Genomic DNA, 24,113 nt, shown 5'->3' on the forward strand with positions numbered 1-24,113 from the left:
AAAGAGGTTTTGCCTCTTTTTTCTGTTGTCAAAAACAGTATAAAATATTGGTTTTTCGAGAAGGAAGAAAGAATTTACCGAAAATTAATACAGACTGTCCTTTTTTGTCAACAAATTTTGGAAAAAACTAAAATATTTTTAAATATTTTAGTGTATCATAAWGCATTTATGATATAATAAAATGTATTTATATCTCAGGGGAGAAAAAGGGAGAATTATGAATCAACATAGGAGAAATGTGCCTGCTTCTAAAAAGGGGAAGAAGCTGAGGCTCTTTAATGCAGCTTTACTGACATTGGTAAGCTTGGTTTCAGGTTTGCTTGTTTTTTCTATATTTAAAAATAATGTTCTGGCGTTTCATCACCTGAACCTTATTTTGTCTGCTCTTTTGGCGGCTGTTATTTTACTGGCAGCCTTCTTTGTATGGAAAAATAAGTTCAAGGTCCTGACAACCTTACTTTTGCTTGTGACTTTGCTGGTATCCTCAGGAGCTATGTACGGGGTCAAGGAGCTGATGGACTTATCTAGAGGTGTGAACTCCACCTCAAATTACTCTGAAATTGAAATGGCCGTTTATGTCCGGGCGGACAGCGATAAATCAGATGTGACTCAGCTGCAGAAGCTGACAGCTCCGACTGAAAATGGAGACAAGGACAATGTAACGGCTCTTCTGGACCACATCAAGAAGACTAAAAAGACAGAACTCACAGTGGAAAACAGCTCGTCTTATATCGCAGCTTACAAGGCCCTCATCAATCAAGAGACCGAGGCCATTGCCCTCAATAGCTCGTTTGGAGATATGCTGGCTTCTCACGATGCTGACTATGCTTCAAAGATAAAGAAAATCTATACTTATAAAATTACCCGTCAAGTAGAGACCGGTAAACGCAACGATGCTGCTGATGCGGATGTCTTCAATATCTATGTCAGCGGTATCGATACTTATGGCTCGATTTCATCTGTCTCACGCTCAGATGTCAATATCATCATGACGGTCAATCGCAAGACCAAGAAAGTTCTCTTGACTACAACTCCTCGTGATTCTTATGTGGCGATTGCAGATGGAGGAGGCGGGCAGATGGACAAGCTGACCCATGCAGGGATTTACGGAGTGGATGCTTCTGTCCACACGCTGGAAAATCTATACGGCATTCGCATTGATTACTATGTTCGTCTGAATTTCTCTTCTTTCCTCAAGCTAGTAGACCTGTTGGGAGGGATTGATGTTGAAAATGACCAAGAATTTACCAGCCGACATGGTAATCATCATTTCCCAGTAGGGAAAGTTCATATGAACTCAGATCAGGCATTAGGCTTTGTTCGCGAGCGCTACTCTCTTCAGGGAGGTGACAATGACCGCGGGAAAAATCAAGAAAAGGTTATCGAAGCAGTCATTAAAAAGCTGACTTCAACCAGTGCTTTGAAGAACTACAACGAGATTATTTCCGGCTTGCAGGACTCTATCCAGACCAATATGGAGCTGCCTGTTCTTATGAATCTGGTCAATACCCAGCTGGAGTCAGGTGGAAGCTATCAAGTTCAGTCACAAGCCATCAGCGGAAACGGTCGTATGGATCTACCATCCTATGCTATGCCAGATTCCAATCTCTACATGATGGAAATCCAACCGGAAAGCCTTGATAATGCTAAGGCAGCGATTCAGCAGGTAATGGAAGGGAAAACGCCATGATTGACATCCATTCTCATATTATCTTTGATGTGGACGATGGCCCTAAGAATTTTGAGGATTCCAAAAAACTGCTGGAAGAAAGCTATCGACAGGGAGTTCGGACTATTATCTCTACTTCTCATCGCAGAAAGGGCATGTTTGAAACGCCTGAACATACCATTAGCGCTAACTTTAAAATGGTGAAAGAACTGGCAGAGCTTGTAGCGCCTGACTTGACGGTTCTCTATGGGGCAGAGGTTTACTACACCAGCGATGTGGCGGATAAGTTGGAAAAGGGGATTTTCCCCAGTCTAGCTGGCACACGCTATGTGCTGATTGAGTTTAGCATGGCAACGCCTTATAAAGACATCCATAAAGGCTTGGCTCAGATTCTGCGTTTAGGTCTAACACCGGTCGTGGCTCATATTGAGCGCTATCATTGCTTAGAAAATGATGAAAAGAAGGTGCAGGAACTCATTAATATGGGCTGCTATACTCAGATTAACAGCTCCAGTGTTCTGAAGCCTAAGCTACTTGGAGACTCGCATAAATTTATGAAAAAACGGGCTCAGTTCTTTTTGGAGAAGGACTTGGTCCACTTTGTTGCCAGCGACATGCACAATCTAAGCCAGAGACCGCCCTTTATGAAAGAGGCCTTTGACATCGTCGCTAAGAAATACGGTTCCCGCCGGGCAGAGGCCCTCTTTGGCGGCAACCAAGCATTATTATTGAAAAATGAATTGATTTAGGGGAAAAATGGAAAAACAAGAAAAGCAAATCGTAGAAATCGATATTCTGTCCTTGCTGAGAGCCTTATGGCTGAAAAAGTTCACCATCGTATTGGGAGCTGTGCTCTTTTCTTTGCTGGCTTTTGGCTACAGCGTCTTTATTGCTAAGAAAATGTATCAGAGTACCACACGCATCTATGTGGTTAGCCGTCAGAATGAAACGCAGGCAGCTTTGACTAATCAGGACCTGCAGGCAGGGTCTTACCTCGTTAAGGACTTTAAGGAAATCATTCTGTCACAGGCGGTTCTATCACAGGCAATTAGTGAGCTGAAACTGCAAACGTCACCAAGAGAGCTGACGCGTCACATCACCGTTTCCGTTCCGGCGGATACTCGTATCGTTTCGATTACAGTTAAGGATGACAATCCAGAGGAAGCGGCTCGCATTGCCAATGCCTTCCGTAATATTGCTGCTGAGAAAATTATCGAAGTGACAAAAGTTTCTGATGTGACAACTTTGGAAGAAGCAACAGTCCCAGCAGAGCCTTCTTCACCAAATATTCGGCGTAATGTTATCTTAGGATTTTTAGGGGGCAGTGTCCTGATGTCGATCTTTATCATCGCGGTAGAAATCCTGGATGATCGGGTGAAGAAGCCGGAGGACATTGAAGAAGTCATGGGCTTGACGCTATTGGGCGTTATCCCAGATATGAACAGAATGTAAGGGAGAGAAAATGGCAACCTTAGAATTAGTTAGGAAAAAAAGGAACCTTGTCAAACTAACCGAGGAATACTACAACGCTCTGAGTACTAATGTACAGCTGAGCGGCGCCAATATCAAGATGGTCGAAATAAGCTCGGTGACGGCAAATGAAGGAAAGTCTACAACCTCAGTGAATCTCGCGGCCGCCTTTGCCAGAGCTGGTCATAAGACCTTGATGATCGATGCGGATATCCGCAACTCAGTCATGTCCGGTGTGTTTAGCAGTCAGAGAAAAGTATCAGGACTGACGGACTATCTGTCAGGACAGGCTGCCCTGCATGAAGTCATCAACGATACAGATCTGGAAAATCTGGATGTGATCTTATCTGGTCCAGTATCACCTAATCCGACGGGGCTTTTGCAAAGCAAGCAGTTTGATGCGCTTTTGACTGATTTACGTGTTCGTTATGACTACATCATTGTGGATACTTCACCGATTGGTCTGGTCATTGATGCGGCTATCATCGCTCAGAAATGCGATGCCAGCTTCTTAGTGACACAAGCAGGCCATATCAAACGAAAAGCAGTCATGAAAGCTAAAGAGCAGTTGGAACAAACGGGAACTCCTTTTTTGGGTGTTGTCCTCAATAAATATAACATTGACTTGGAACGCTATGGTGCCTACGGAACTTATGGGGGATACGGCAGCTATGGCAATTATGGGAAATAATAGGGATTAAAGAGTTTTAGGATAATTGGGAGATTAGGAACATGACAAGAGCGAGAAAAAGAGTCATCTTAATTATTGTTGATATTATTTTGCTCAGTATAAGTCAGGGGATTTCAAAATTCTTCTTAGCAAAATATGTCGGGATAACGGATTTGTCTTTTATCTCTATTTTAATGGGGATTATTGTACTGTATTTGACATTTGCAACACTGTCGAATGTCTTTTCTACCATTACAAGGTATACAGATTACAAAACAATGTTTCGAGTGGGGGGCTCAATTTTGGGAGCTTACTCAATTGTATACATTGCAGAGAAAATTTTTAATGAATCCACAAACAGTAGATATATTGTTCTTTCTATGCTGCTATCGTTTTTGTTGGTTATTGCTTCAAGGCTGACCTGGCGGGAGATTCATGAATTCGTGCAGCACCCTTCAGCCTTACTGGGTAAGAAAGTAGATGGGACGAAGACCCTTGTTGTTGGCTCAGGGGATGGTGCTAGTCTTTTTATCAAGACAGCCCAGCAAAAATCAAAAGATTTGAAGATAGTCGCGATTGTAGATGACGATAAGAATAAGCAAAATACGTATCTTCATGGAGTAAAAGTTGTAGGAACAACCGAGCAGATACCTGAAATTGTAGGGAATTATGAAGTCGAGCAAATTGTCATTGCCATTCCTTCGTTGGCTCCGGATGACTACGAACGAATCGTAGAGTATTGCCAACAGACGGAGGTCAAGGTCAATGCCATGCCTAAATATGAACAGGTGATTACGGGGAAACTATCTGTCAGCAAACTTCAGGAAATTGATATTGCTGATCTGTTAGGGCGTAAAGAAGTTAAGCTGGATCAGCAAAGTTTGAAGTCCAATATTAAATGCAAGACAGTGCTTGTTACGGGGGCCGGTGGGTCTATCGGCTCGGAACTTTGCCGTCAGATTGCTCAATTCTGCCCAGCTAGGCTCCTGCTTCTAGGTCATGGAGAAAATTCAATTTATTTGATTCATAAGGAGCTGTCAAGCCGTTATAAAGATGATATTGAGTTGATTCCAATCATTGCAGATATTCAAGATAGAGAGAGGATTTTCCATATTATGGAAACCTATCGTCCTGATCGAGTGTATCATGCAGCAGCTCATAAGCATGTTCCTTTGATGGAGTACAATCCGACAGAAGCGGTCAAAAACAATATCTACGGCACGCGAAATGTAGCAGAAGCAGCAAAGGCAGCTGGTGTCGCGAAATTTGTCATGATTTCTACAGATAAGGCGGTCAACCCGCCTAATGTAATGGGAGCAACTAAGCGAGTGGCGGAAATGGTCGTGACTAGTTTAAATGAAGAAGGAAAGACTCTTTTCTCAGCTGTCCGCTTTGGGAATGTTTTGGGCAGCCGAGGTAGTGTTGTTCCTTTGTTCAAGGAGCAGATTGCCAAGGGAGGTCCTATCACCGTGACGGACTTTCGAATGACACGTTATTTCATGACGATACCAGAAGCCAGTCGCTTGGTGATTCAGGCTGGAGCCTTGATGCAAGGAGGAGAAGTTTTTGTCTTGGATATGGGCGAGCCTGTGAAAATTTTGGACTTGGCTAAAAAGATGATCACACTCAGTGGCCATACTGAAGAGGAGATTCAGATTCAGGAAGCAGGCATTCGACCGGGCGAAAAGCTTTATGAAGAGCTCTTGTCTGCCAAGGAAAAGGTCAATGATCAAGTCTATGAAAAGATTTTTGTAGGAAATGTTCAGTCGCTGCCCAAGACCGAGGTGGATTCCTATGTGGACTCTCTTCTGTCTCTTGGTGCAAATGACCTCAAGGACAGCTTGGTAAAGTTTGCACAGCAATAAGTTTTTAGGATAATCATGTATAAATTTTTTAAACGAACATTAGATATAGTCTTGTCATTCTTAGGAATGCTTGTCTTATCACCGTTTTTTCTGCTTCTAGTACTCGCTATTAAATTGGATTCAAAAGGACCAGTTTTGTTCAAACAGAAGCGGGTCGGTCTGCATAAGAAACACTTCTATATTTTGAAATTCAGAACGATGCGAATTGACACCCCTAAAGATACCCCAACTCATTTGCTGGAAAATCCTGAGCAATGGATTACAAAGGTGGGGAAATTTCTTAGGAAGACGTCTCTGGATGAGTTGCCTCAGATTTGGAATATTTTTGTCGGTGACATGAGTATCATAGGTCCAAGACCGGCTCTTTGGAATCAGTATGATTTGATTGAAGAGCGAGACCTCTATGGAGCAAATGATGTTTTGCCAGGTCTGACAGGATGGGCTCAGATTCACGGGCGAGATGAGTTGCCGATCGCCAAGAAAGCTGAATTGGACGGCTACTACGTCCAGCATTTGTCTTTTGGATTGGATGTCCGCTGTTTCTTTGGCACCATTAAGAGTGTGGCCAAGAGCGAAGGCGTTGTCGAAGGCGGCACGGGAAATATGGAAAAGAAAGATTAAAGGCTGATGAAAAGAATATTAATTACGGGAGAGGGTAGCTATATTGGCCGGAGCTTTAAGAGGTATGTTTCTTCACGGGAGGATGTTCAGGTTGATGAGTTGGACGTCCGCGGAGAAGCCTGGAAGGAGAAAGATTTTTCGTCTTTTGATGTAATTTTGCATTTGGCGGCGATTGTCCATATCTCCAACCCATCAAAAGAGATGGAGTCGGTATATAATCAAGTCAATACTCAGCTACCGTATGAATTGGCTCAAAAGGCTAAACGCGAAGGTGTCAAACAGTTTATCTTTATGAGCAGTATGAGCGTCTATGGCGAAGTTTTGGGAGACCGTGTTATCACAAAGGATACACAAGAGCGTCCTGATTCTTTTTATGGCAAAAGCAAACTAGCTGCTGAGCAACTTCTGGCGGAGTTGGAGAGCGAAGATTTCAAATTGGCAGTTTTACGGCCGCCCATGGTTTATGGTCATCAAGCTAAAGGAAATTATAAGCGACTGTCAAAGTTGGCTCAGAAACTACCAGTTTTCCCTTTGGTCCAGAACGAGCGTAGTATGATTTATATTGATAACCTTTGTGAGTTTATCAGACTGATTGTTCAGAATCAAGACAGTGGTGTTTTCTATCCTCAAAATCAGGACTATGTCAATACCTCTCAGCTAGTCAAAGAAATAAAAAGGACTCATGGCCAGAGAGTAGTCTTGCTGCCTGCATTTAACTGGATTTTAAAAAGACTATCTTGCCATGTTTCGACTCTGAATAAGCTGTTTTCAGATTTAACTTATGAAAAAGAGATGTCTAGCTATCCTCAGTCTTATCAGGTGGCAGATTTTAGGAGGTCTATTGAGAAGACGGAGAAGGGAAACTAGTTTAGGATGATTGGGGGGATTGTTAGTGAAGTTTTCGGTATTGATGTCTGTCTATCAGAAGGAGAATCCGGATTTCTTAAGAAAGAGTCTAAATAGCGTTCTTATAGAGCAAAGCCGCAAGCCAGATGAGCTTGTCCTTGTAGAGGATGGGCCGCTGACAGAAGAGCTTTATCAGATGATTCAAGATTTCAAGGAAACATTTCCAGAGATGAAAGTTCTACCCTTAAAGGAAAATGTCGGATTGGGAGAAGCTTTGCATCGAGGAGTTGAGGCTTGTTCTTATGACTGGATTGCTAGAATGGATACAGATGACATTGCGACACCGGATCGTTTTCAACAACAAGTTGACTATATTGAGCAGCATCCACAGTTAGATGTTCTGGGTGGCAATATTATAGAATTTGACGCGGAACCAGATCAAATAGTAGCAGAGAAACAAATGCCGCTTTCCCATGAAGAAATTATCAAAAGGTTGCAGCGGAGAAATCCTTTCTGTCACATGACGGTATTTTTCAAGAAATCATCTGTTTTAAAAGCAGGCAATTACAAGCCCCTGCCTTTAGTGGAAGACTATTATCTTTGGGCGAGAATGGCTGCTCAGGGATGTCGTTTCGCTAATATTAATCGGGTCTTGGTTTATGCTCGTGTCGGAAATGGCATGCATACGAGAAGAAGCCAGACAGAGCAGATTGCCAGCTGGAAAGTAGTCAATACTTTTTTGCTGTCACATGGTATGTTGAACCGAGGGCAATATTATCAAAATATGTTGATGATTCGTGCTTTTGTGGGAACGCCTATTTGGATAAAAGCGTTCATTTATAAGTATCTGCTTAGAAGAAAGTAATGGCTTTACAGACAGAGCAGTCTAGCTTAGATAGGGAGAAAGCGATATAGGATGAAAAGTTTAGGAAGGAGGGAGAAATGATTTCTGTCGTGATGGCGACCTATAATGGGGCGGAGTTTATTTTGGAGCAACTAGACTCTATCCGCACTCAAAAGCTGAAGCCTGATCAGGTCATTATCTGTGATGACTGTTCGACAGATCAGACAGTGGCGCTAATCAGGGACTACATCACCAAGCACCAACTGACTGATTGGCAGCTGCTTGAAAATCAGGAAAATTTGGGCCATTATCGAACTTTTATAAAATTAGCGAGTTTGGCTGAGCACGATATTGTTTTTTTCGCTGATCAGGATGATAAATGGCTGCCTGATAAAACAGCTGCCTTGCAGAAAGTACTGTTAGAAACAGACGCTGCTATGGTGTACGGTCAGTCTTACTTGATTGATCAAAATGGTCAGGTCATTAAGGAACCTAAAGTTTCAGGAGAAAGGCGAGAAAGAGATCTAGCTTGGCTTCTGAAAAAATGGCCGTCAGGTTATCAGACAGCTTTTAGAAAGTCGGTACTGACTAATATTTTGCAGCAGCAGTATACGGATTATCCTGGATTTGATTATCATGACGTTTTATTTGGTATGCTGGCTCCATTGTATGGAAAAGTTGTTTGCTTGGACCAGCTTCTAGATCAGCATCGCATTCATCAGGCGAATGTAACCCAGTCTGCGTCGTCGCTCAGTTTTAATAAAACAAGGTTATCTAGGATTAACTATTTACAGAAGGTCATCAGTCGCTATGAGTCCGTGAAAAAAATCGTAGAAGAGCGCCAGATTTCTGAAGGGGACCATCGCCAGCTTGCTAGGGCTTTGGCCTTGACCAATCTTAGGCTGAAATTATTACAGTCTAGAAATCCATTTTGGGCTTTGGGCCTAATGTTTCAAATAAGGGAGTATAGAACAATAAAAGATTTCATAAGTGATTTGGTATACACCTATTCACTGAATGGAATTGCTAGGAGATTATTGAAAAAATTTGGGAGGTAAGAAAAATGAGAGGAACCAGTAAGATTGAATGGGAGTTGGCTTTGGGAGAACGCTTCAGCCCCATGTATCAAAAAATTACGGATGATAAATTAAAGGTTTTACAAAAAGCCTATTTACAAATGTATAAAAAATTTGATGCAGAGTGTCGTCGGTATCATATTCATTCCTACATGGTTGCAGGGACCTTGATTGGTTCTTTGCGACATGGGGGCTATATCCCTTGGGACGATGATATCGACTTGGTGATGTTCCGAGAGGACTACAATCGTCTGCAGGAAATCTTTGCGGACAGCGAGGACTTCGAGCTGATCTCTCCTGCGGATGCGACAGACAGTGTCTTTAAGGTTCTAAAGCTGCAGAGCAAGTCACTGACCTACTATGATGTTTTGGGAGAAGGTTTCAGTAAAAAGAAACATCTTTATCTTGATATGCTGCCAATTGACTTTGTCCCAGAGAATAACATACTTCGCAAGCTCAAGGGTCTTCTGTTCAGAGCCTTGGATTTGTCACATAACAGCTCGCGTTGCTATACGAAGTTTACACCGCATCTGACCTATATGGCTAAAGAATCCAAAGAACTCAGACAAAATCTTTGGATCAGAAGACTGATAGGCTTCCCTTCTTTTATCATGGGGCCGGCTAATATGTATAAGTTGATGGAAAAGCTCATTCAGTCTAATAAGAAGACTTCAAAAATAACAATTGCTTATGGTGTAAAAGGCTATTTGGGAGAAACAATCGACTATGAAAGTTTCTATCCAGCTAAGAAGTATTCCTTTGAAGGCTATGAGTTCGATGGACCTAATGATGCGGATAAGTATCTGACCAATCGCTACGGTGATTACATGACACTGCCTGAAAAAAAAGAACAGACAGAACGTCATGTCAGACTGAGAGATAATTGGGTTGAATTAATAGAAGGAAGATAATGGTTTTTTTACTAATTTTGGGTGGCCTTTTCCTCTTGTTTTTGACAATCAAAACAGTAGGAAGAGACTATGCTAACCCGGCTTTTATATACTTGGCAATATGGATGATAGCAAGTATTTTTACCGCATTTTATTCATCCAAATGGGGAGAGGGACTTTCTCTGATAACGGTCACTGTTATCTTTGTTGGGAATGCCATTTTTTTAATGGGAGTCCTCTTGTCATCGAATTTATTTGCTGAGAGAAAGTTGGACGCCAAACCTAGTCAAATAAAGGTGAGTAATCTTTTCATTATTTTAGTTCTCTTGTTTTTGGCTTATGCGGTCAGGTTTATTTATTCCGATTTGCTTTACTTGGCGGCGCAGAGCAAGCAGGTACCTGGGGGATTGTTTAAAACCATTGAATTGGCTCGGCATATGACTACAAATTATGATTTCTCTCTTAGTCGCCTTAGCCTCAATTTGCTGCGAGTTAACTTTTCCTTAGGAATTGTTTTCTTCTACTTTTTCTGTGAATCTCTTTTTTCAGGAAAAGATGGCATTTTCTACAAGGGCAAGTTACTGCTGGTTAGTCTGATTTCTTTAGGTATTTCTCTCTTGTCTACCGGACGTACGGAGTTGCTGGGCTTGGTTGCAGGCTATGCTATTGTATATATGTTGTTTTTCTCGAAGTATTATTCGTGGAAAGACAGCAGGTATGGTGTGAAGCTTTTTCGCTCTTTGCTGATAATTGGCTTTGTATTCCTTGTCTTATTTATGGCGGTTGGAACCTTTGTTCTCAATCGAGTGGACAGTCGGGCTGAGTTCGGAATTTTGGATAATTTGGTTAAATATATGGGTTCTCCCATTCAGGCTTTAGACTATTATCTGAAAAATCCTACTCTTTATAGCGATAATCAAGTCTTTGGAGAAAATACACTTATTGCTATCTATGGAACATTGAAATCCCTCGGTCTGTCTAGCCATGAGCTGACCCCTTTCTTGCCTGTTGTTCATTTTAACGACGATAAAACCAATGTTTACACCATTTATTACTACTTTATCAAGGATTTTGGCTATTTCTCAGTCCTTATCTTTCAGCTTTTATATGGCTTCTTTTACGGAAGTTTCTACTATTCTATCAAAAAACGCTATTTCACCCCGCTAAAGGTTATTGTTTTCGCTTTATTTGCGTATCCTTTGGTCATTTCATTCTTTCAGGAAACGTTGCTGTCATTGCTGACAACCCATATTAATCGGATTATCTATGCTTTTGTGATTTATATGGCAGCTGATTTACTGAGTAGAGTACGATTTACAACGAGAGGAAGGAAAGTATCGGTATGACGACATCAGCTCTGATATTCGCAGGCGGCACAGGCAGCCGCATGAATACCAAGACCTTGCCCAAGCAGTTTTTAGAGTTGCACGGTAAGCCTATTATTATTCATACGATTGAGCATTTTGAAGACCATCCGGCAGTATCGGACATTGTGGTTGTCTGTGTAGACGGCTGGCTGGATTATTGCAGAGATTTATTAGCTCGATTCAATATTAAAAAAGTCAGTCAAGTGGTTCCTGGTGGAGAGACTGGACAAATGTCTATTTTTAATGGTCTATCTGTCTTACGGGAAAAGTACAAGAACGATGACGACTATGTTTTGATTCATGATGGTGTTCGCCCCTTGATTGACGGGGGAATCATTTCTAAAAATATTGAGGCAGCCAAAAAGTATGGGGCAGCTATTACGGTTAAGCCGGTTATCGAAACAGTTATTCAGGTTGATGAGGCGGATGTTATTAATCAGGTTATCGAGCGTTCCACTTGTCAGACAGCTGTCGCCCCTCAAACCTTCGCGCTTTCGAAGATTCACTCCCTGCATTTAAAAGCTCAGGCAGAGAATCAGTTTGATATGACGGATTCTGCGACACTGGCTCGTTATTTTGGACTCCCTCTGCATACAGTCATGGGGGGCAGCGAAAATATTAAAATTACGACTCCATCTGATTTTTATATTTTTAGAGCGATTTACGAAGCGCGTGAAAATGCACAAATTTTTGGTTGATATGGGAAATAATACGATTTTACAAAAGGATATGGAAGACCTAGCTGCTGTCAGTCCTATTCTCAGAGAACTGAGCAATGTTACAGTCTTAGTAACCGGAGCAACCGGACTTATAGGCAGACACTGTATTTCCGCTTTGATGGCTTTAAACGATTTGTACGAAGCTAATGTCAGAGTAGTGGCCTTGGCGCGAAATCAGAAAAAAGCGGAAGATCTATTTCAGGATTTTTTACATAGTGAGAATTTGCAGCTAGTGTATGCTGACTTGCTGTCAGATTGGCAGATAGAGGAGGATTTGGATTATATTATCCATGGAGCCAGTGCGACGGACTCCTCTTTTTTCGTTGAGCATCCTGTGGAGACAATTGATCTAGCCGTAAATGGAACGAAAAAACTGCTGGAGCTGGCTAAAAATAAGCAGGTTCGCAGTATGGTCTATCTCTCTTCTCTGGAAGTCTACGGGACGACAAATCCGGAAGCTTCCAGCATTAGCGAGAAAGATTACGGTTATTTGGATCCAACCAGTGTTCGTAGCAGTTATTCGGAAAGCAAGCGCGTGGCAGAGTCCTTGTGTGTAGGCTATTGTCATCAGTATCAGGTGCCAGTGAAAATGGCTCGTTTGTCACAAACTTTTGGCCCAGGCGTGAGCTATGAAGACAATAGAGTTTTTGCGCAGTTTGCGCGTGCTGTCCTTGAAAAGAGAGATATTGTTCTCCGAACTAAAGGGGAAACTGTTCGGAACTACTGCTATACCAAAGATGCTATTGAAGCCATTTTTTACATTCTGCTGAAAGGCCAAGCAGGTCAAGCATATAATGTCGCCAATAAAGAGACGGCTATTTCCATTCATGAGATGGCGGAAATGGTTATTGAACTAAGCGGTAGCAATGAAACAAAGTTAGTCTTTGATTTGGCAGAGGATGTGGAAAAGCTAGGCTATAATCCGACAGTTAAGATTCGTCTCAATGCGGACAAGCTTGAGAGTTTGGGCTGGCATGCTCATACTGATTTAGAAACCATGTTTTTACGGTTGATTGAGAGCATGGCATCAGATAGGAAGAAATAGGAGGGCTAATTTGTCTGGTGGATTTAAAAAAATAATAGCTAATTTTTCCTATGTCGTCTTGTCCAATTTGCTGACAGTAATAGTTTCTTCTCTGGTTGTCTTGATTTTGCCTAAGATTATGGGTGTAGAGGAGTATGGCTACTGGCAACTCTATATTTTCTATTTATCCTATGCCGGTTTTGTTCATCTGGGCTGGGTGGACGGAATCTACCTTCGCTACGGTGGTTTGGAGTATGATGATCTGGATAAAGAAAAGTTTTTCTCTCAGTTTCTCATGCTTTTGATCTATCTGACAGGGATTGGAATTTTATTTTTCTTAGGGACTTCTGCCTTTATTAGAGATGAGAGCAGTCGGTTTGTTTTTATACTTTTGGTTTATACCATGTTGGTCACCAATCTGCGATTTCTCTTTGTTTACGTTCTGCAGATGACTAATCGACTAAAGGAAAGTTCCTATGTTGTCAGTGGAGACCGGCTCCTCTATTTACTGCTCTTACTGGTCTTTATTTTCGTGGGTTTTCGAGACTTCAAGATTATGGTCTATGCAGATTTGATTGGTAGAGTTGTTTCTCTTTTTTATGCCATGTATCTATGCCGAGATATGGCTCTGCGACCTCTCTATCAGTTTAAGCTTGATATACAGGAAACGGTTCGCAATATTGCTGTCGGGATTAACCTGATGCTATCAAATGTAGCCAGTATGCTCATTATCGGAACGGTTAGAATGGGGATTCAAAAGGTATGGAACATTGCTACATTTGGGAAAGTATCCTTGACCTTGAGCATTTCCAATCTGCTGATGACCTTTATCAACGCTATCGGTTTGGTCATCTTTCCGATTTTGAAACGGACGGACGAAAGCAAGTTGCCTAAGATTTACAATCAGTTGCGGAATATCCTTATGGTTCTTATGTTTGGAGTGCTTTTGCTGTATTATCCCCTGAAAATAGCTTTGGACAGCTGGCTGCCGGCTTACAGAGAGTCCTTGATATTTATGGCTCTGGTCTTTCCTATGTCTGTCTACGAGGGCAAGATGGCTCTGCTTATCAATACCTACTTAAAAGCCTTACGAATGGAGAGGCAGATTTTTAAAGTAAATGTTATTGCCATGCTTTTAAGCTTTGCTACTACCTTGATTTTTGCAGTTTTTCTGCGCAATCTGAATGCCACAGTACTGTCTATCGTGCTGTTGCTGGCGACTAGGAGTATACTGGCAGAGCTAATCTTAGCCAAGAGGATGCAGATCGAAGTCGTCAAAGATATCTGGGTTGAGTTGCTAATGACGCTTGTATTTATTGCTTCGAATTGGTTTTTATCAGTTTATCTAGCTGCTGCAGCTTACGGATTTGTCTATCTGACCTACAGCATTTACAAATACAAAAGTTTGAAAGGTCTGCTCCAGCAATTGCGGGCTCGTTGATGCTCGAGAAATTATAAATAGTTTAACAATCTAAACGCTAAGCCCTGTCCGGGCTTTTTATATGCACTCTCCTGTCATCAATTGATATGTTTTTTAATGGGCGTGTAATCTGGTCTTGATGAGCTGTAATAATAAACATGCTATAATGTCTGCATGAAGACTGAAAACACAACTTTGCACGCTTTTAAGGCCCTAGCTTGCTTTAGTATTGTTTCCTTACACTTTCTGCTGCCGGGGCAATTTGGCGTTTTTTATCAAATTGTGGCCCGCTTTGCAGTTCCATTTTTCATGATGCTGTCGGGCTATTTTTCCTTTAATATTTCCAGGAATAAGGTCAAGTATCGTCTCAAGCAGATGCTCCTTTTGACAGCTGCCAGTCTCCTGTTTTACACGATTGTGCATTTTGTCAACCTAGTGCTGACCAGAGAATTAACAGAAAAGATGGCAGCTATAAACCTGTCTGATTTTGCGGACTTTTTCCTCTTTAACAGTCCCAGGGACTTGATTGGCTCGGCTGCTACACCGACTTGGTATTTGCTGGCTATTTCCTATATCTACACGCTTTATCTGATTTTTTATAAGCATTTTCACCGCTTAACTAGCTTTGGTGTGTCCTTATTCTTGTTGGTCCTGGCCTTTTGTATTGAGTTCAATACAGATAGCGAATTTTACTATCGCAACTTCCTGTTTATGGGTCTTCCCTTTTTCATTCTAGGGATGCAGTTTGCCAAGCATCGGGATCGGATTTTAGCCTACGACTTGTCGTCTGTCAGGAAATGGGCGATTGGTTTGGGAATAGCAGGCTTGATTCTGCTTGAGTATTGTTTCATGGGTACGGGGTATGACCTCTATCCTAGTACCCTTTTGTCTTCCAGTGCAATTTTCCTCTATGCGGTCAGAAACGGGACCAATATTGATATTCCGATTTTGAATAATATTGCCAAAAAGTACGCCACCATGATTTATATCATCCATCCTTTTATTATCTTCATTTTCAGGTCGATAATGCCTCGGAATACTATTTATAGTTTTGGCTTTTTTATCATTTTCTTACTGTCTTATTTGCTGAGCATAGCTTTTCAGAAAACCATCAGGCCCAGACTTATCAGTGCACTTCCGGCTCAGTGATGTAAGCTGTCATAGCTTATCTTCGCTTTGACTCCGAACTAAAAGCAACAGAGAATACTGTTGCTTTTCTTGGTCTATCTTGGGTTCAGACTGCTCAATACTTTTTCAAAACTGTCAGAGCGAGCTTCGACGGTTATTTTTTCTAGCGTAAAAGGGTGGGTGAAGGTCAGGCGATGGGCATGAAGCATAAGCCGCCCTTTAGGCTGCGGATGATAAAGGGGGTCGCCGATAAGTGGGTGTCCGTGGTGAGCTAGATGAACACGGATCTGATGGGTGCGGCCAGTCTTGAGTTGGCATTTGACCAAGGCAGCCTGCCCAAGTTGCTTGAGCCTAGTCACATGGGTCTCTGCATAGAGTCCTTTTCGGGGGTCAACCAGCCGTTTTCTGCGATCATGGCGGTCGCGGCCAATCTTGTCTTTATAGATAAGATTTTTAGCTGGGAACTTGCCTTGAACCAGAGCCCAATATGCGCGGTTGATTTCTCGCTTTTCCAGCAGTCGATTGAGGATGGGCAGGACAAAGGGGTTCTTGGCAAAGAGGACAGCGCCGCTGGTTTCCTTATCCAGCCGGTGAACGACATAGCAGGTCTCACCGACATAGGCAGAAACATGATTAAGCAGGGCGAGCTCTGTTGGTTCATTAGCATGGGTTTTCATCCCCTCGGGTTTATTGACGATAATGAGGTGCTGGTCCTGATAGAGCTCTTCTACGAGTTCGCCATTTCCAAACAAGATTGTCTTTTGAGGATAATCCTCTTCATCAAATATCAGGCGGATATCATCTCCAGGTTTGACTACAGTCTGCCAATTGATACTTAGACCGTTGACGGACACATGCTTCTTGGTCCGCAGAAAATGACGGATTTTTCGCGGAATGAGAAATTGTTCTTCCAGCAGCTCTTTGACTGTCATAGCGGGCAGTCCATCTGGGATGGTCAGTGTAAATTTCATACATTTATTGTAGCAGAAAGCCATAACTTTGGAAATAGGCAGTGTCGGATAAAACTTGCTGCAGAGGGCTTTAAAAGGCTATTTAATATACCCTTTTTCTTAAAAATAACTAAAAATCAGACAGGAAATAGGGTACTTTCTTGTCTGCACCTAAATAAGGTGATAAAATAAGGTTTATGAAGAATTTAAAAGATTTGTTTGAAAAGTTAGTAGATTATTTTACTATACAGAAACCTCAAAAAGAAGCAGCAGAGGAGGTAGAGCTGACAGAAGAGCAGGCTAAGTCTGGTCTCAGCCGTTCGGGCAAGACCAAGAAGAAACCTCTCTCTCAGCACCCTATCCGCCGTTTTTGGCGCAGGTTTCATCTGACCAAGATATTCCTGATTCTCGGCTTGACCTTTGGTCTGGTGGTCGGCGGCTATCTCTTTTATGTGGCTAAGACGACCAATGTCAAGGATTTGCAGAATGCCCTCAAAGCTACCACGCTCATCTTTGACAAGGATGGTAATGAAGCAGGAAGTCTGTCTGGTCAGAAAGGAACCTATGTTGAGCTGACTGAGATTAGTCAAGATCTGCAGAATGCTGTCATCGCGACAGAGGACCGGACTTTCTATGAGAATGGCGGGATTAACTACAGTCGTTTTATCCTAGCTATCCTGACAGCCGGTCGCTCGGGTGGGGGTTCTACCATTACCCAGCAGCTGGCCAAGAATGCCTATCTGTCTCAGGACCAGACCATTGAGCGGAAGGCCAAGGAATTTTTCCTGGCTCTGGAAATCAATAAGAAATACAGCAAGCAGGAAATCCTGACCATGTACCTCAATAACTCCTATTTTGGAAATGGTGTCTGGGGTGTGGAGGATGCTTCTAAGAAATATTTCGGAGTTTCGGCTAGTCAGCTTAGTTTGGACCAGTCGGCTGTTCTGGCTGGTATGCTCAAGGGACCAGAGATTTATAATCCGCTGTATTCAGTTGAAAATGCGACCAATCGCCGCGATACGGTGCTGCAAAATATGGTTGCTGCAGGCTTTATTGATCAGGGAACAGCCGATCAGGCTGCCGCTGTAGGAATCGGTGGTCAGCTGGTTGATGCTTATGCCGGCAAGTCCGAGGACTACCGCTATCCGTCCTATTTCGATGCGGTCATCAATGAAGCTGTCAATGACTACGGCTTAACTGAAGAAGAGATTGTTAATAATGGCTATCGAATCTATACTGAATTGGATCAGAACTACCAAGCCAGCATGCAGGTTATTTACAGCAATGTCTCTCTCTTTCCTGTAGCAGAAGATGGCACTATGGCTGAGTCAGGCAGTGTTGCCTTGGATCCAAAAACTGGCGGTGTACGGGCATTAGTTGGACGAGTCAATAGTGCAGAAGGCTCTACTTTCAGAAGCTTTAACTATGCAACCCAGTCCTCCCGCAGCCCGGGTTCTACTATCAAGCCTTTGGTTGCTTACAGCCCAGCCGTCGCTGCTGGTTGGCCGACAGACAAGGAGCTGGATAATACCAGAACCACCTTTGGCGACTATACTATCAACAACTACGGCAATATCCAAAGCTCCCCTAAAGTGCCAATGTATCAAGCCTTGGCAGAATCTCTGAACATTCCAGCTGTTTCAACTGTAGATGAGTTAGGCATTAACAAGGCCTTTGAGTACGGGAAAAAGTTTGGTCTGAATATGGACAAGGTTGATAAGACTTTGGGAGTAGCGCTAGGAAGCGGAGTTACAACCAATCCAATGCAGATGGCGCAGGCATATTCAGTCTTTGCCAATGGCGGTGTGATGAATGATGCCCATCTCATTACAAAAATTGAAAATGCCAGCGGTCAGGTTGTCAAGACCCATCGCCAAACCTCTACCCGGGTTCTTAATAGCTCGACTACTGACAAGATGAACAGCATGATGCTGGGGACTTTCTCGAACGGTACAGGTATCTATGCGGCTCCGTATGGTTATACAATGGCTGGTAAGACCGGTACGACTGAAACGGACTTTAACCCAGATTTATCTGGTGACCAATGGGTTATTGGTTATACGCCAGATGTGGTTATTAGCCAGTGGCTAGGCTTTCCAAAAACTGATGAAACCCACTATCTGACTGGGACCAGTGCGAATGAAGCTTCGGCAGTTTTCCGGAATGTTGCCAATAGCATCCTGCCATATACAGAAGGAACTTCCTTTGAAGGGCAGAAGAATGCCTATGCTGCCAACGGTATTGCCCCTGTGGACACCTATGGTACCGAGGAAACGGGTACTACAACCGAAAATAAAGACTTCCTGCAGGACGTTCAGGACCGAGCTCAAAATCTGGTGGATGAAGCCAAGAAAGCCATTGATGACACTGGTATTCCTGAGAAAGCGAAAAACCTCTGGGATACTGTTACCAGCTGGTTTCAATAGGATTTAAAAGAGCTGAACGGCTTGTCAAAAGTATAGAATCCTGCTATAATAAGAAAGATGGAGGCGTTATGGCATTAAAAAAAGCGAGTCTAGCGTGTACAGTCTGTGGTTCTAGGAACTACTCGGTTAAGCTCAGTAGCACTCCAAAACCAACGCGTTTAGAAGTTAATAAATTTTGTAAGCATTGCAGTAAATACACCCTGCATAAAGAAACTAGATAGGAGATTGTTGTGAAATTCTTTAAAGATGTTTTTAAACTATTGAAAGATACAACTTGGCCTACCCGAAAAGAAAGATGGACAGATTTTATTTCTGTCATGGAATACACTGCATTCTTTGTAGTAATCATCTATATCTTTGACAAAGTAGTGGCAAGCGGTCTTTTCCAGATTCTGAATATTTTCTCTTAATGATTTAAGTAGAAATAAAAAAGTCTACAACAGGCATATTATTCAAAGTCCCACCTACTCACAATAGGTGGGACTTTTGACGTATGCACTTATTTATGCGCTGACAATTTCAGTCAGCTTCAAAAAATCAAATCTATCTATAATTCATCGTTTGAAATAAAAATTTCTCATACTAGACAACGCTGATTCAAGAATTTTTGGGCAGAATTGCAAGACTTTGATTTGTCAGGAAAATAGTTATTAAATTCCTTTGCATTTGAGGAAATTATGGTATAATAGGGCTAGAAAGAAGCAGAAGCCCGCAGGCTTTTTTATTTAGGAAAGGATGAACTCATGGACAGTTTTGACAAAGGCTGGTTTGTACTACAGACCTACTCAGGCTATGAAAATAAGGTAAAAGAAAATCTTTTGCAGCGCGCTCAGACTTATAATATGCTGGAAAATATCTTGCGCGTGGAAATCCCTACTCAGACCGTGCAAGTAGAGAAAAATGGCAAGACCAAGGAAATCGAAGAAAATCGCTTCCCTGGTTATGTCTTGGTGGAAATGGTCATGACAGATGAAGCTTGGTTTGTCGTGCGGAATACTCCGAATGTAACAGGATTTGTCGGATCGCACGGAAACCGCTCTAAACCAACGCCACTCTTGGAAGAAGAAATTCGCAACATTCTCATCTCTATGGGTCAAACAGTGCAGGAGTTTGACTTGGACGTTAAGGTTGGGGATACTGTTCGTATCATCGATGGTGCCTTCACTGACTATACAGGTAAGATTACGGAGATTGATAATAACAAGGTCAAGATGATTATTTCCATGTTTGGTAATGACACCGTAGCCGAAGTTAATCTAAGCCAGATTGCAGAGCTTTAATCGACGAAGCCGTTATCCTCGTCAAAAATAAAATCCAAGACTAAAAACGTCTTGGATTTTTGTGTTTTTGGAACGGAGTGTGAAATTACTTATCCTTAATGACGGAGTCAATAATATCTTTGGTTTGTTTCATTTGATAGGTAGACATTACTCCAACGATTTGATTGTTCTGGGTAGAGAAACTAAACTGTTCATCATTAGAATTTTTATAGACAAAGGTTGTATCGCGTTCTGAACGCATAATCATTTCCGGACGACCAAGCTTGTCGAAAGCTGTCTTGGGAGTGTCGGATGTGGTGATGCTAGAGTAACTGCTTTTGGCTGGCTGAGCGTCTTTTAGACTAAAACTCAAATTCGTCAGGACATTATTGGTAAAGTAGCACATAATGTCTCCGTTGTCTGTGTGCCAGATGTTAACAGAGTTGCCAGGGTCATTCTCATCAGTGCTGAATGTAGGTTGGCCTAGAGCCGCTGTTACCTCATCGTAAGACGTTTTAGGTTTGTCACCATTGATATCCTCTCCGTTTACCTGAATGACAAAGCCAGTGGAAATATGAAAATTTCTTATTTTCTCTAATTCAGGAATAGAAGCTGCATCTGGTATGTATTGTAGTGCAGAAGCATCATCTGGATCAAAGGTAGCACGTTTCTGAAATACCTCATCACTACTTTCATAGGTGCTAGAGCTACTGCTAGATGATTTGCTGGATGTTTCCTTAGAGGATGAACTTTTCGAAGCTTTGAGGGAGCTAGGCGTCTTTTTTCTTTGCTGTGTCTGCTTGGCAGGCATGCAGGCTGAGAGAGCTAGCAGAGAGAGAAGGCTGAGGGCATAGAAGCTGATTTTTTTCATAATCAATCTTTTTTCCTTTCGCTGATGATGAATGATATTTTTATAATATTATATCAGCAAAATTTGCTAGAAACAATAGGAAATGCAATAAAAAAGCCCTTTGAGGGGCTTCTAGAAATATATTTACGAAGGCGGTAGACGGATTTGAACCGACGATCAAGCTTTTGCAGAGCCGTGCCTTACCACTTGGCTATACCGCCGCAACTCTTATTATTCTATCGTAAATACTTGCTTTCGTCAAGAGTCTTTCAAAGTCAAATCAGAAAATGTTAGACACTACCATTCTGAACGCTTCAGGAACAAATGTTCAGCTGAGAAGTGGAATTCGTACTTAGTGGCAGAAAATCTGGTAAATGCCTTGTCAAAGAGCTGCCCTTTTGTTATAATAGAGGGTGCCGTGTAAATGGCAAAATACTCATTTTAGATGAATTGTGGGACTGTTGCCCTCGGGTGGTCCTGCGAGCTGAAATCTAAAAGAGGAAAAAAACAAAAAGGAGAATTTACTCATGGCAGTAATTTCAATGAAACAACTTCTTGAGGCTGGTGTTCACTTTGGTCACCAAACTCGTCGCTGGAACCCTAAGATGGCTAAATACATCTTCACTGAGCGTAACGGTATCCACGTAATCGACTTGCAGCAAACTGTAAAGTATGCTGACCAAGCTTACGACTTTATGCGTGATGCTGCTGCTAACGATGCAGTTATCCTCTTCGTTGGTACTAAAAAGCAAGCTGCTGACGCTGTCAAAGAAGAAGCAGAACGTTCAGGTCAATACTTCATCAACCACCGTTGGTTGGGTGGAACTCTTACAAACTGGTCTACTATCCAAAAACGTGTAGCTCGTTTGAAAGAAATCAAACGCATGGAAGAAGACGGAACTTTCGAAGTTCTTCCTAAGAAAGAAGTCGCTCTTCTCAACAAACAACGTGCTCGTCTTGAAAAATTCTTGGGCGGTATCGAAGATATGCCTCGTATCCCAGATGTGATGTACGTAGTTGACCCTCATAAAGAGCAAATCGCTGTTAAGGAAGCTAAGAAATTAGGTATCCCAGTGGTTGCCATGGTTGATACTAACACTGATCCTGATGATATTGATGTTATCATCCCAGCTAACGATGATGCAATCCGTGCGGTTAAATTGATCACTGCGAAAATGGCTGATGCTGTTATCGAAGGCCGTCAAGGTGAAGATAGCGTTGAATCAGTAGAAGCAGAATTGGCTGCAACTGAAACTCAAGCAGATTCTATCGAAGAAATCGTTGAAGTTGTTGAAGGTTCAAACGAATAATCAGTAAACTAACCTAAAGGGGCGGGGCTCAGCCCAGCTCCTTTATTTAAATTAAAAAATAGGAGAAGAAAAATGGCAGAAATTACAGCTAAGCTTGTCAAAGAATTGCGTGAAAAATCTGGTGCTGGTGTCATGGACGCTAAGAAAGCACTTGTTGAAACTGATGGTGACATCGAAAAAGCGATTGAATTGCTTCGCGAAAAAGGTATGGCAAAAGCAGCTAAGAAAGCTGACCGTGTTGCCGCTGAAGGTCTGACAGGCGTTTACGTAAACGGTAATGTTGCCGCTGTTGTTGAAGTAAATGCTGAAACTGACTTCGTTGCGAAAAATGCTCAATTTGTTGACTTGGTAAATGCTACTGCGAAAGTCATCGCTGAAGGCAAACCAACTAACAACGAAGAAGCACTTGCTTTGACAATGCCTTCAGGTGAAACTCTTGAAGCTGCATACGTATCTGCAACTGCAACTATCGGAGAAAAAATCTCTTTCCGTCGCTTTGCTTTGATTGAAAAGACAGATGCTCAACACTTTGGTGCTTACCAACACAACGGTGGCCGTATCGGAGTTATCTCAGTTATTGACGGTGGAGACGATGCTCTTGCTAAGCAAATCTCTATGCACATCGCTGCGATGAAACCAACAGTTCTTTCATACAAAGAATTGGATGAGCAATTTGTTAAAGATGAATTGGCTCAATTGAACCATGTCATCGATCAAGACAACGAAAGCCGTGCAATGGTTGGTAAACCAGCTCTTCCACACTTGAAATACGGTTCTAAAGCTCAATTGACTGATGCAGTTGTTGCACAAGCTGAAGAAGACATCAAGGCTGAGTTGGCTGCTGAAGGCAAACCAGAAAAGATCTGGGACAAGATCATCCCAGGTAAAATGGATCGCTTCATGCTTGACAACACTAAAGTTGACCAAGCATACACACTTCTTGCACAAGTGTACATCATGGATGATAGCAAGACAGTTGAAGCTTACCTTGAATCAGTAAATGCTTCAGTAGTTGAGTTCGCTCGCTTTGAAGTTGGTGAAGGTATTGAGAAAGCTGCTAACGACTTTGAAAACGAAGTAGCGGCAACAATGGCTGCTGCTCTTGGTCAAAACTAATCGTTTTTAGCTTAGAAATAGAATGATAAAAAGGTCTGAGAATTTGCCTCAGGCCTTTTCATTTGTAGCATTTTGAAACATCAAGTTTAGAATGCTAAGCAGCATCACTTAGCTGCTTTTTCTCTTTCTTCCTTATGAGCAATCAAGCCGTTGGTAAAAATCAATACTGCCAAGAGTAAGAGAAGCACTGTCGTTTGGGGGTAAGTCAAGCTAAACTGGTAGACTTTGGTAATAAACAAAAGGGGCAGAGTAACCACCATCATAATCAGAAAGCTATACCATTTGACTCGGTTGCTGACCAGCTCCTGTTCGAAGAGCAAGGGAGCATAAAGACAGGCGATGAGAGCTCCGATAGGAATATCAACATAGTCAGCAGAAAAGATAGTAAAAATACTCAGAGCTGCAAAGAGCCATTTGAGTACATGACGAGAATAGTTGAGCCAATCCATTTTCATTGGATTATCCTCCTTGTTTAGATGATAGTTGGCAGGCAGGAGTTTCTGTCTGTCTTTTCCTTGTAGATTTCCACCTATATTATAACGCTTTAAAAGCAAAAAGCAAGCGGTTACACAAGTCTATCAAAGCTTTTTCAC

The 24,113-nt window shown here is 42.2% G+C and carries 24 protein-coding genes and 1 tRNA gene; 21 read left to right on the forward strand and 4 right to left on the reverse strand.

Annotated elements, in window-relative coordinates:
- Nucleotides 1–217: 217 nt before the first annotated feature.
- The 15 genes from cpsA (at nucleotide 218) to K4H96_RS06675 (ending at nucleotide 15,630) form a co-directional block, all read left to right on the forward strand.
- Nucleotides 218–1,690, forward strand: coding sequence for an LCP family glycopolymer transferase CpsA (gene cpsA / locus K4H96_RS06605; protein ID WP_457810469.1), 1,473 nt, complete (start codon nucleotides 218–220; stop codon nucleotides 1,688–1,690).
- The gene (gene cps4B / locus K4H96_RS06610) at nucleotides 1,687–2,418 is read left to right on the forward strand and encodes a capsular polysaccharide biosynthesis protein Cps4B (protein ID WP_223337781.1); all 732 of its coding nucleotides are present in this window, start codon (nucleotides 1,687–1,689) and stop codon (nucleotides 2,416–2,418) included. Before cpsA ends, cps4B begins: the two co-directional genes overlap by 4 nt.
- Before the next feature lie 7 nt (nucleotides 2,419–2,425).
- Nucleotides 2,426–3,121 (forward strand): Wzz/FepE/Etk N-terminal domain-containing protein, encoded by a 696-nt coding sequence (locus tag K4H96_RS06615; RefSeq protein ID WP_002894051.1) that lies wholly within the window; start codon nucleotides 2,426–2,428, stop codon nucleotides 3,119–3,121.
- Nucleotides 3,122–3,131: 10 nt separating this feature from the next.
- Nucleotides 3,132–3,830: a polysaccharide biosynthesis tyrosine autokinase gene (locus tag K4H96_RS06620; protein WP_002894050.1), complete on the forward strand. Its 699-nt coding sequence runs from the start codon at nucleotides 3,132–3,134 to the stop codon at nucleotides 3,828–3,830.
- Between the two features lie 41 nt (nucleotides 3,831–3,871).
- The gene (locus K4H96_RS06625; RefSeq protein WP_223337779.1) at nucleotides 3,872–5,674 is read left to right on the forward strand and encodes a polysaccharide biosynthesis protein; all 1,803 of its coding nucleotides are present in this window, start codon (nucleotides 3,872–3,874) and stop codon (nucleotides 5,672–5,674) included.
- A gap of 15 nt (nucleotides 5,675–5,689) precedes the next feature.
- Nucleotides 5,690–6,295, forward strand: coding sequence for a sugar transferase (locus K4H96_RS06630; RefSeq protein ID WP_223337778.1), 606 nt, complete (start codon nucleotides 5,690–5,692; stop codon nucleotides 6,293–6,295).
- 6 nt (nucleotides 6,296–6,301) lie between these two features.
- Nucleotides 6,302–7,162 (forward strand): NAD-dependent epimerase/dehydratase family protein, encoded by an 861-nt coding sequence (locus K4H96_RS06635; RefSeq protein WP_125338013.1) that lies wholly within the window; start codon nucleotides 6,302–6,304, stop codon nucleotides 7,160–7,162.
- 10 nt (nucleotides 7,163–7,172) lie between these two features.
- Entirely contained in the window at nucleotides 7,173–8,006 is an 834-nt protein-coding gene (locus K4H96_RS06640) for a glycosyltransferase (protein WP_185767968.1), read from the forward strand.
- A 77-nt stretch (nucleotides 8,007–8,083) separates the two neighbouring features.
- Complete coding sequence (locus tag K4H96_RS06645) at nucleotides 8,084–9,043, forward strand: glycosyltransferase family 2 protein (RefSeq protein ID WP_223337777.1); 960 nt, start codon at nucleotides 8,084–8,086, stop codon at nucleotides 9,041–9,043.
- Nucleotides 9,044–9,048: 5 nt separating this feature from the next.
- Nucleotides 9,049–9,972 (forward strand): LicD family protein, encoded by a 924-nt coding sequence (locus tag K4H96_RS06650; RefSeq protein WP_223337776.1) that lies wholly within the window; start codon nucleotides 9,049–9,051, stop codon nucleotides 9,970–9,972.
- Nucleotides 9,972–11,297 carry an O-antigen polymerase gene (locus K4H96_RS06655; protein WP_223337775.1) on the forward strand — a complete coding sequence of 442 codons (1,326 nt, stop codon included), beginning with the start codon at nucleotides 9,972–9,974 and terminating at the stop codon, nucleotides 11,295–11,297. The genes K4H96_RS06650 and K4H96_RS06655 overlap by 1 nt, the downstream gene beginning before the upstream one ends.
- A complete protein-coding gene (ispD, locus tag K4H96_RS06660; RefSeq protein WP_002894037.1) occupies nucleotides 11,294–12,016 on the forward strand; it encodes a 2-C-methyl-D-erythritol 4-phosphate cytidylyltransferase in 723 nt (240 codons plus the stop codon). Before K4H96_RS06655 ends, ispD begins: the two co-directional genes overlap by 4 nt.
- Nucleotides 11,997–13,082, forward strand: coding sequence for an NAD-dependent epimerase/dehydratase family protein (locus K4H96_RS06665; RefSeq protein ID WP_223337774.1), 1,086 nt, complete (start codon nucleotides 11,997–11,999; stop codon nucleotides 13,080–13,082). Before ispD ends, K4H96_RS06665 begins: the two co-directional genes overlap by 20 nt.
- A gap of 10 nt (nucleotides 13,083–13,092) precedes the next feature.
- Nucleotides 13,093–14,502, forward strand: a complete 1,410-nt coding sequence (locus K4H96_RS06670) for a lipopolysaccharide biosynthesis protein (RefSeq protein ID WP_223337769.1) — start codon at nucleotides 13,093–13,095, stop codon at nucleotides 14,500–14,502.
- Between the two features lie 153 nt (nucleotides 14,503–14,655).
- Nucleotides 14,656–15,630, forward strand: a complete 975-nt coding sequence (locus K4H96_RS06675; protein WP_223337768.1) for an acyltransferase family protein — start codon at nucleotides 14,656–14,658, stop codon at nucleotides 15,628–15,630.
- 74 nt (nucleotides 15,631–15,704) lie between these two features.
- Here K4H96_RS06675 and K4H96_RS06680 read toward each other — a convergent pair whose 3' ends face one another.
- Nucleotides 15,705–16,580 (reverse strand): RluA family pseudouridine synthase, encoded by an 876-nt coding sequence (locus K4H96_RS06680; protein WP_185757508.1) that lies wholly within the window; start codon nucleotides 16,578–16,580, stop codon nucleotides 15,705–15,707.
- A gap of 176 nt (nucleotides 16,581–16,756) precedes the next feature.
- On the opposite strand from K4H96_RS06680, the gene pbp2a reads away from it, so the two are divergent.
- The 4 genes from pbp2a (at nucleotide 16,757) to nusG (ending at nucleotide 20,265) form a co-directional block, all read left to right on the forward strand.
- Nucleotides 16,757–18,985, forward strand: coding sequence for a penicillin-binding protein PBP2A (pbp2a, locus tag K4H96_RS06685; protein ID WP_125382648.1), 2,229 nt, complete (start codon nucleotides 16,757–16,759; stop codon nucleotides 18,983–18,985).
- A 68-nt stretch (nucleotides 18,986–19,053) separates the two neighbouring features.
- Nucleotides 19,054–19,206: a 50S ribosomal protein L33 gene (gene rpmG / locus K4H96_RS06690; RefSeq protein ID WP_002894024.1), complete on the forward strand. Its 153-nt coding sequence runs from the start codon at nucleotides 19,054–19,056 to the stop codon at nucleotides 19,204–19,206.
- A 9-nt stretch (nucleotides 19,207–19,215) separates the two neighbouring features.
- On the forward strand, nucleotides 19,216–19,395 hold the full coding sequence (gene secE / locus K4H96_RS06695; protein ID WP_002894022.1) for a preprotein translocase subunit SecE: 180 nt from the start codon (nucleotides 19,216–19,218) through the stop codon (nucleotides 19,393–19,395).
- A 333-nt stretch (nucleotides 19,396–19,728) separates the two neighbouring features.
- Complete coding sequence (gene nusG / locus K4H96_RS06700) at nucleotides 19,729–20,265, forward strand: transcription termination/antitermination protein NusG (RefSeq protein WP_002894018.1); 537 nt, start codon at nucleotides 19,729–19,731, stop codon at nucleotides 20,263–20,265.
- An 85-nt stretch (nucleotides 20,266–20,350) separates the two neighbouring features.
- Here nusG and K4H96_RS06705 read toward each other — a convergent pair whose 3' ends face one another.
- On the reverse strand, nucleotides 20,351–21,115 hold the full coding sequence (locus K4H96_RS06705) for a hypothetical protein (protein WP_223337766.1): 765 nt from the start codon (nucleotides 21,113–21,115) through the stop codon (nucleotides 20,351–20,353).
- Between the two features lie 129 nt (nucleotides 21,116–21,244).
- Nucleotides 21,245–21,315, reverse strand: a tRNA-Cys gene (locus K4H96_RS06710).
- 306 nt (nucleotides 21,316–21,621) lie between these two features.
- Here K4H96_RS06710 and rpsB point away from each other — a divergent pair.
- Together rpsB and tsf are read left to right on the forward strand one after the other, a co-directional pair.
- A complete protein-coding gene (rpsB, locus tag K4H96_RS06715; RefSeq protein ID WP_002894015.1) occupies nucleotides 21,622–22,404 on the forward strand; it encodes a 30S ribosomal protein S2 in 783 nt (260 codons plus the stop codon).
- A gap of 72 nt (nucleotides 22,405–22,476) precedes the next feature.
- Nucleotides 22,477–23,520, forward strand: coding sequence for a translation elongation factor Ts (gene tsf / locus K4H96_RS06720; protein WP_223337765.1), 1,044 nt, complete (start codon nucleotides 22,477–22,479; stop codon nucleotides 23,518–23,520).
- A gap of 104 nt (nucleotides 23,521–23,624) precedes the next feature.
- Here tsf and K4H96_RS06725 read toward each other — a convergent pair whose 3' ends face one another.
- Nucleotides 23,625–24,074 (reverse strand): hypothetical protein, encoded by a 450-nt coding sequence (locus K4H96_RS06725; RefSeq protein ID WP_317628010.1) that lies wholly within the window; start codon nucleotides 24,072–24,074, stop codon nucleotides 23,625–23,627.
- Nucleotides 24,075–24,113 lie beyond the last annotated feature (39 nt).

This window comes from Streptococcus sanguinis, assembly GCF_020729765.1.
GTDB lineage: Bacteria > Bacillota > Bacilli > Lactobacillales > Streptococcaceae > Streptococcus > Streptococcus sanguinis_Q.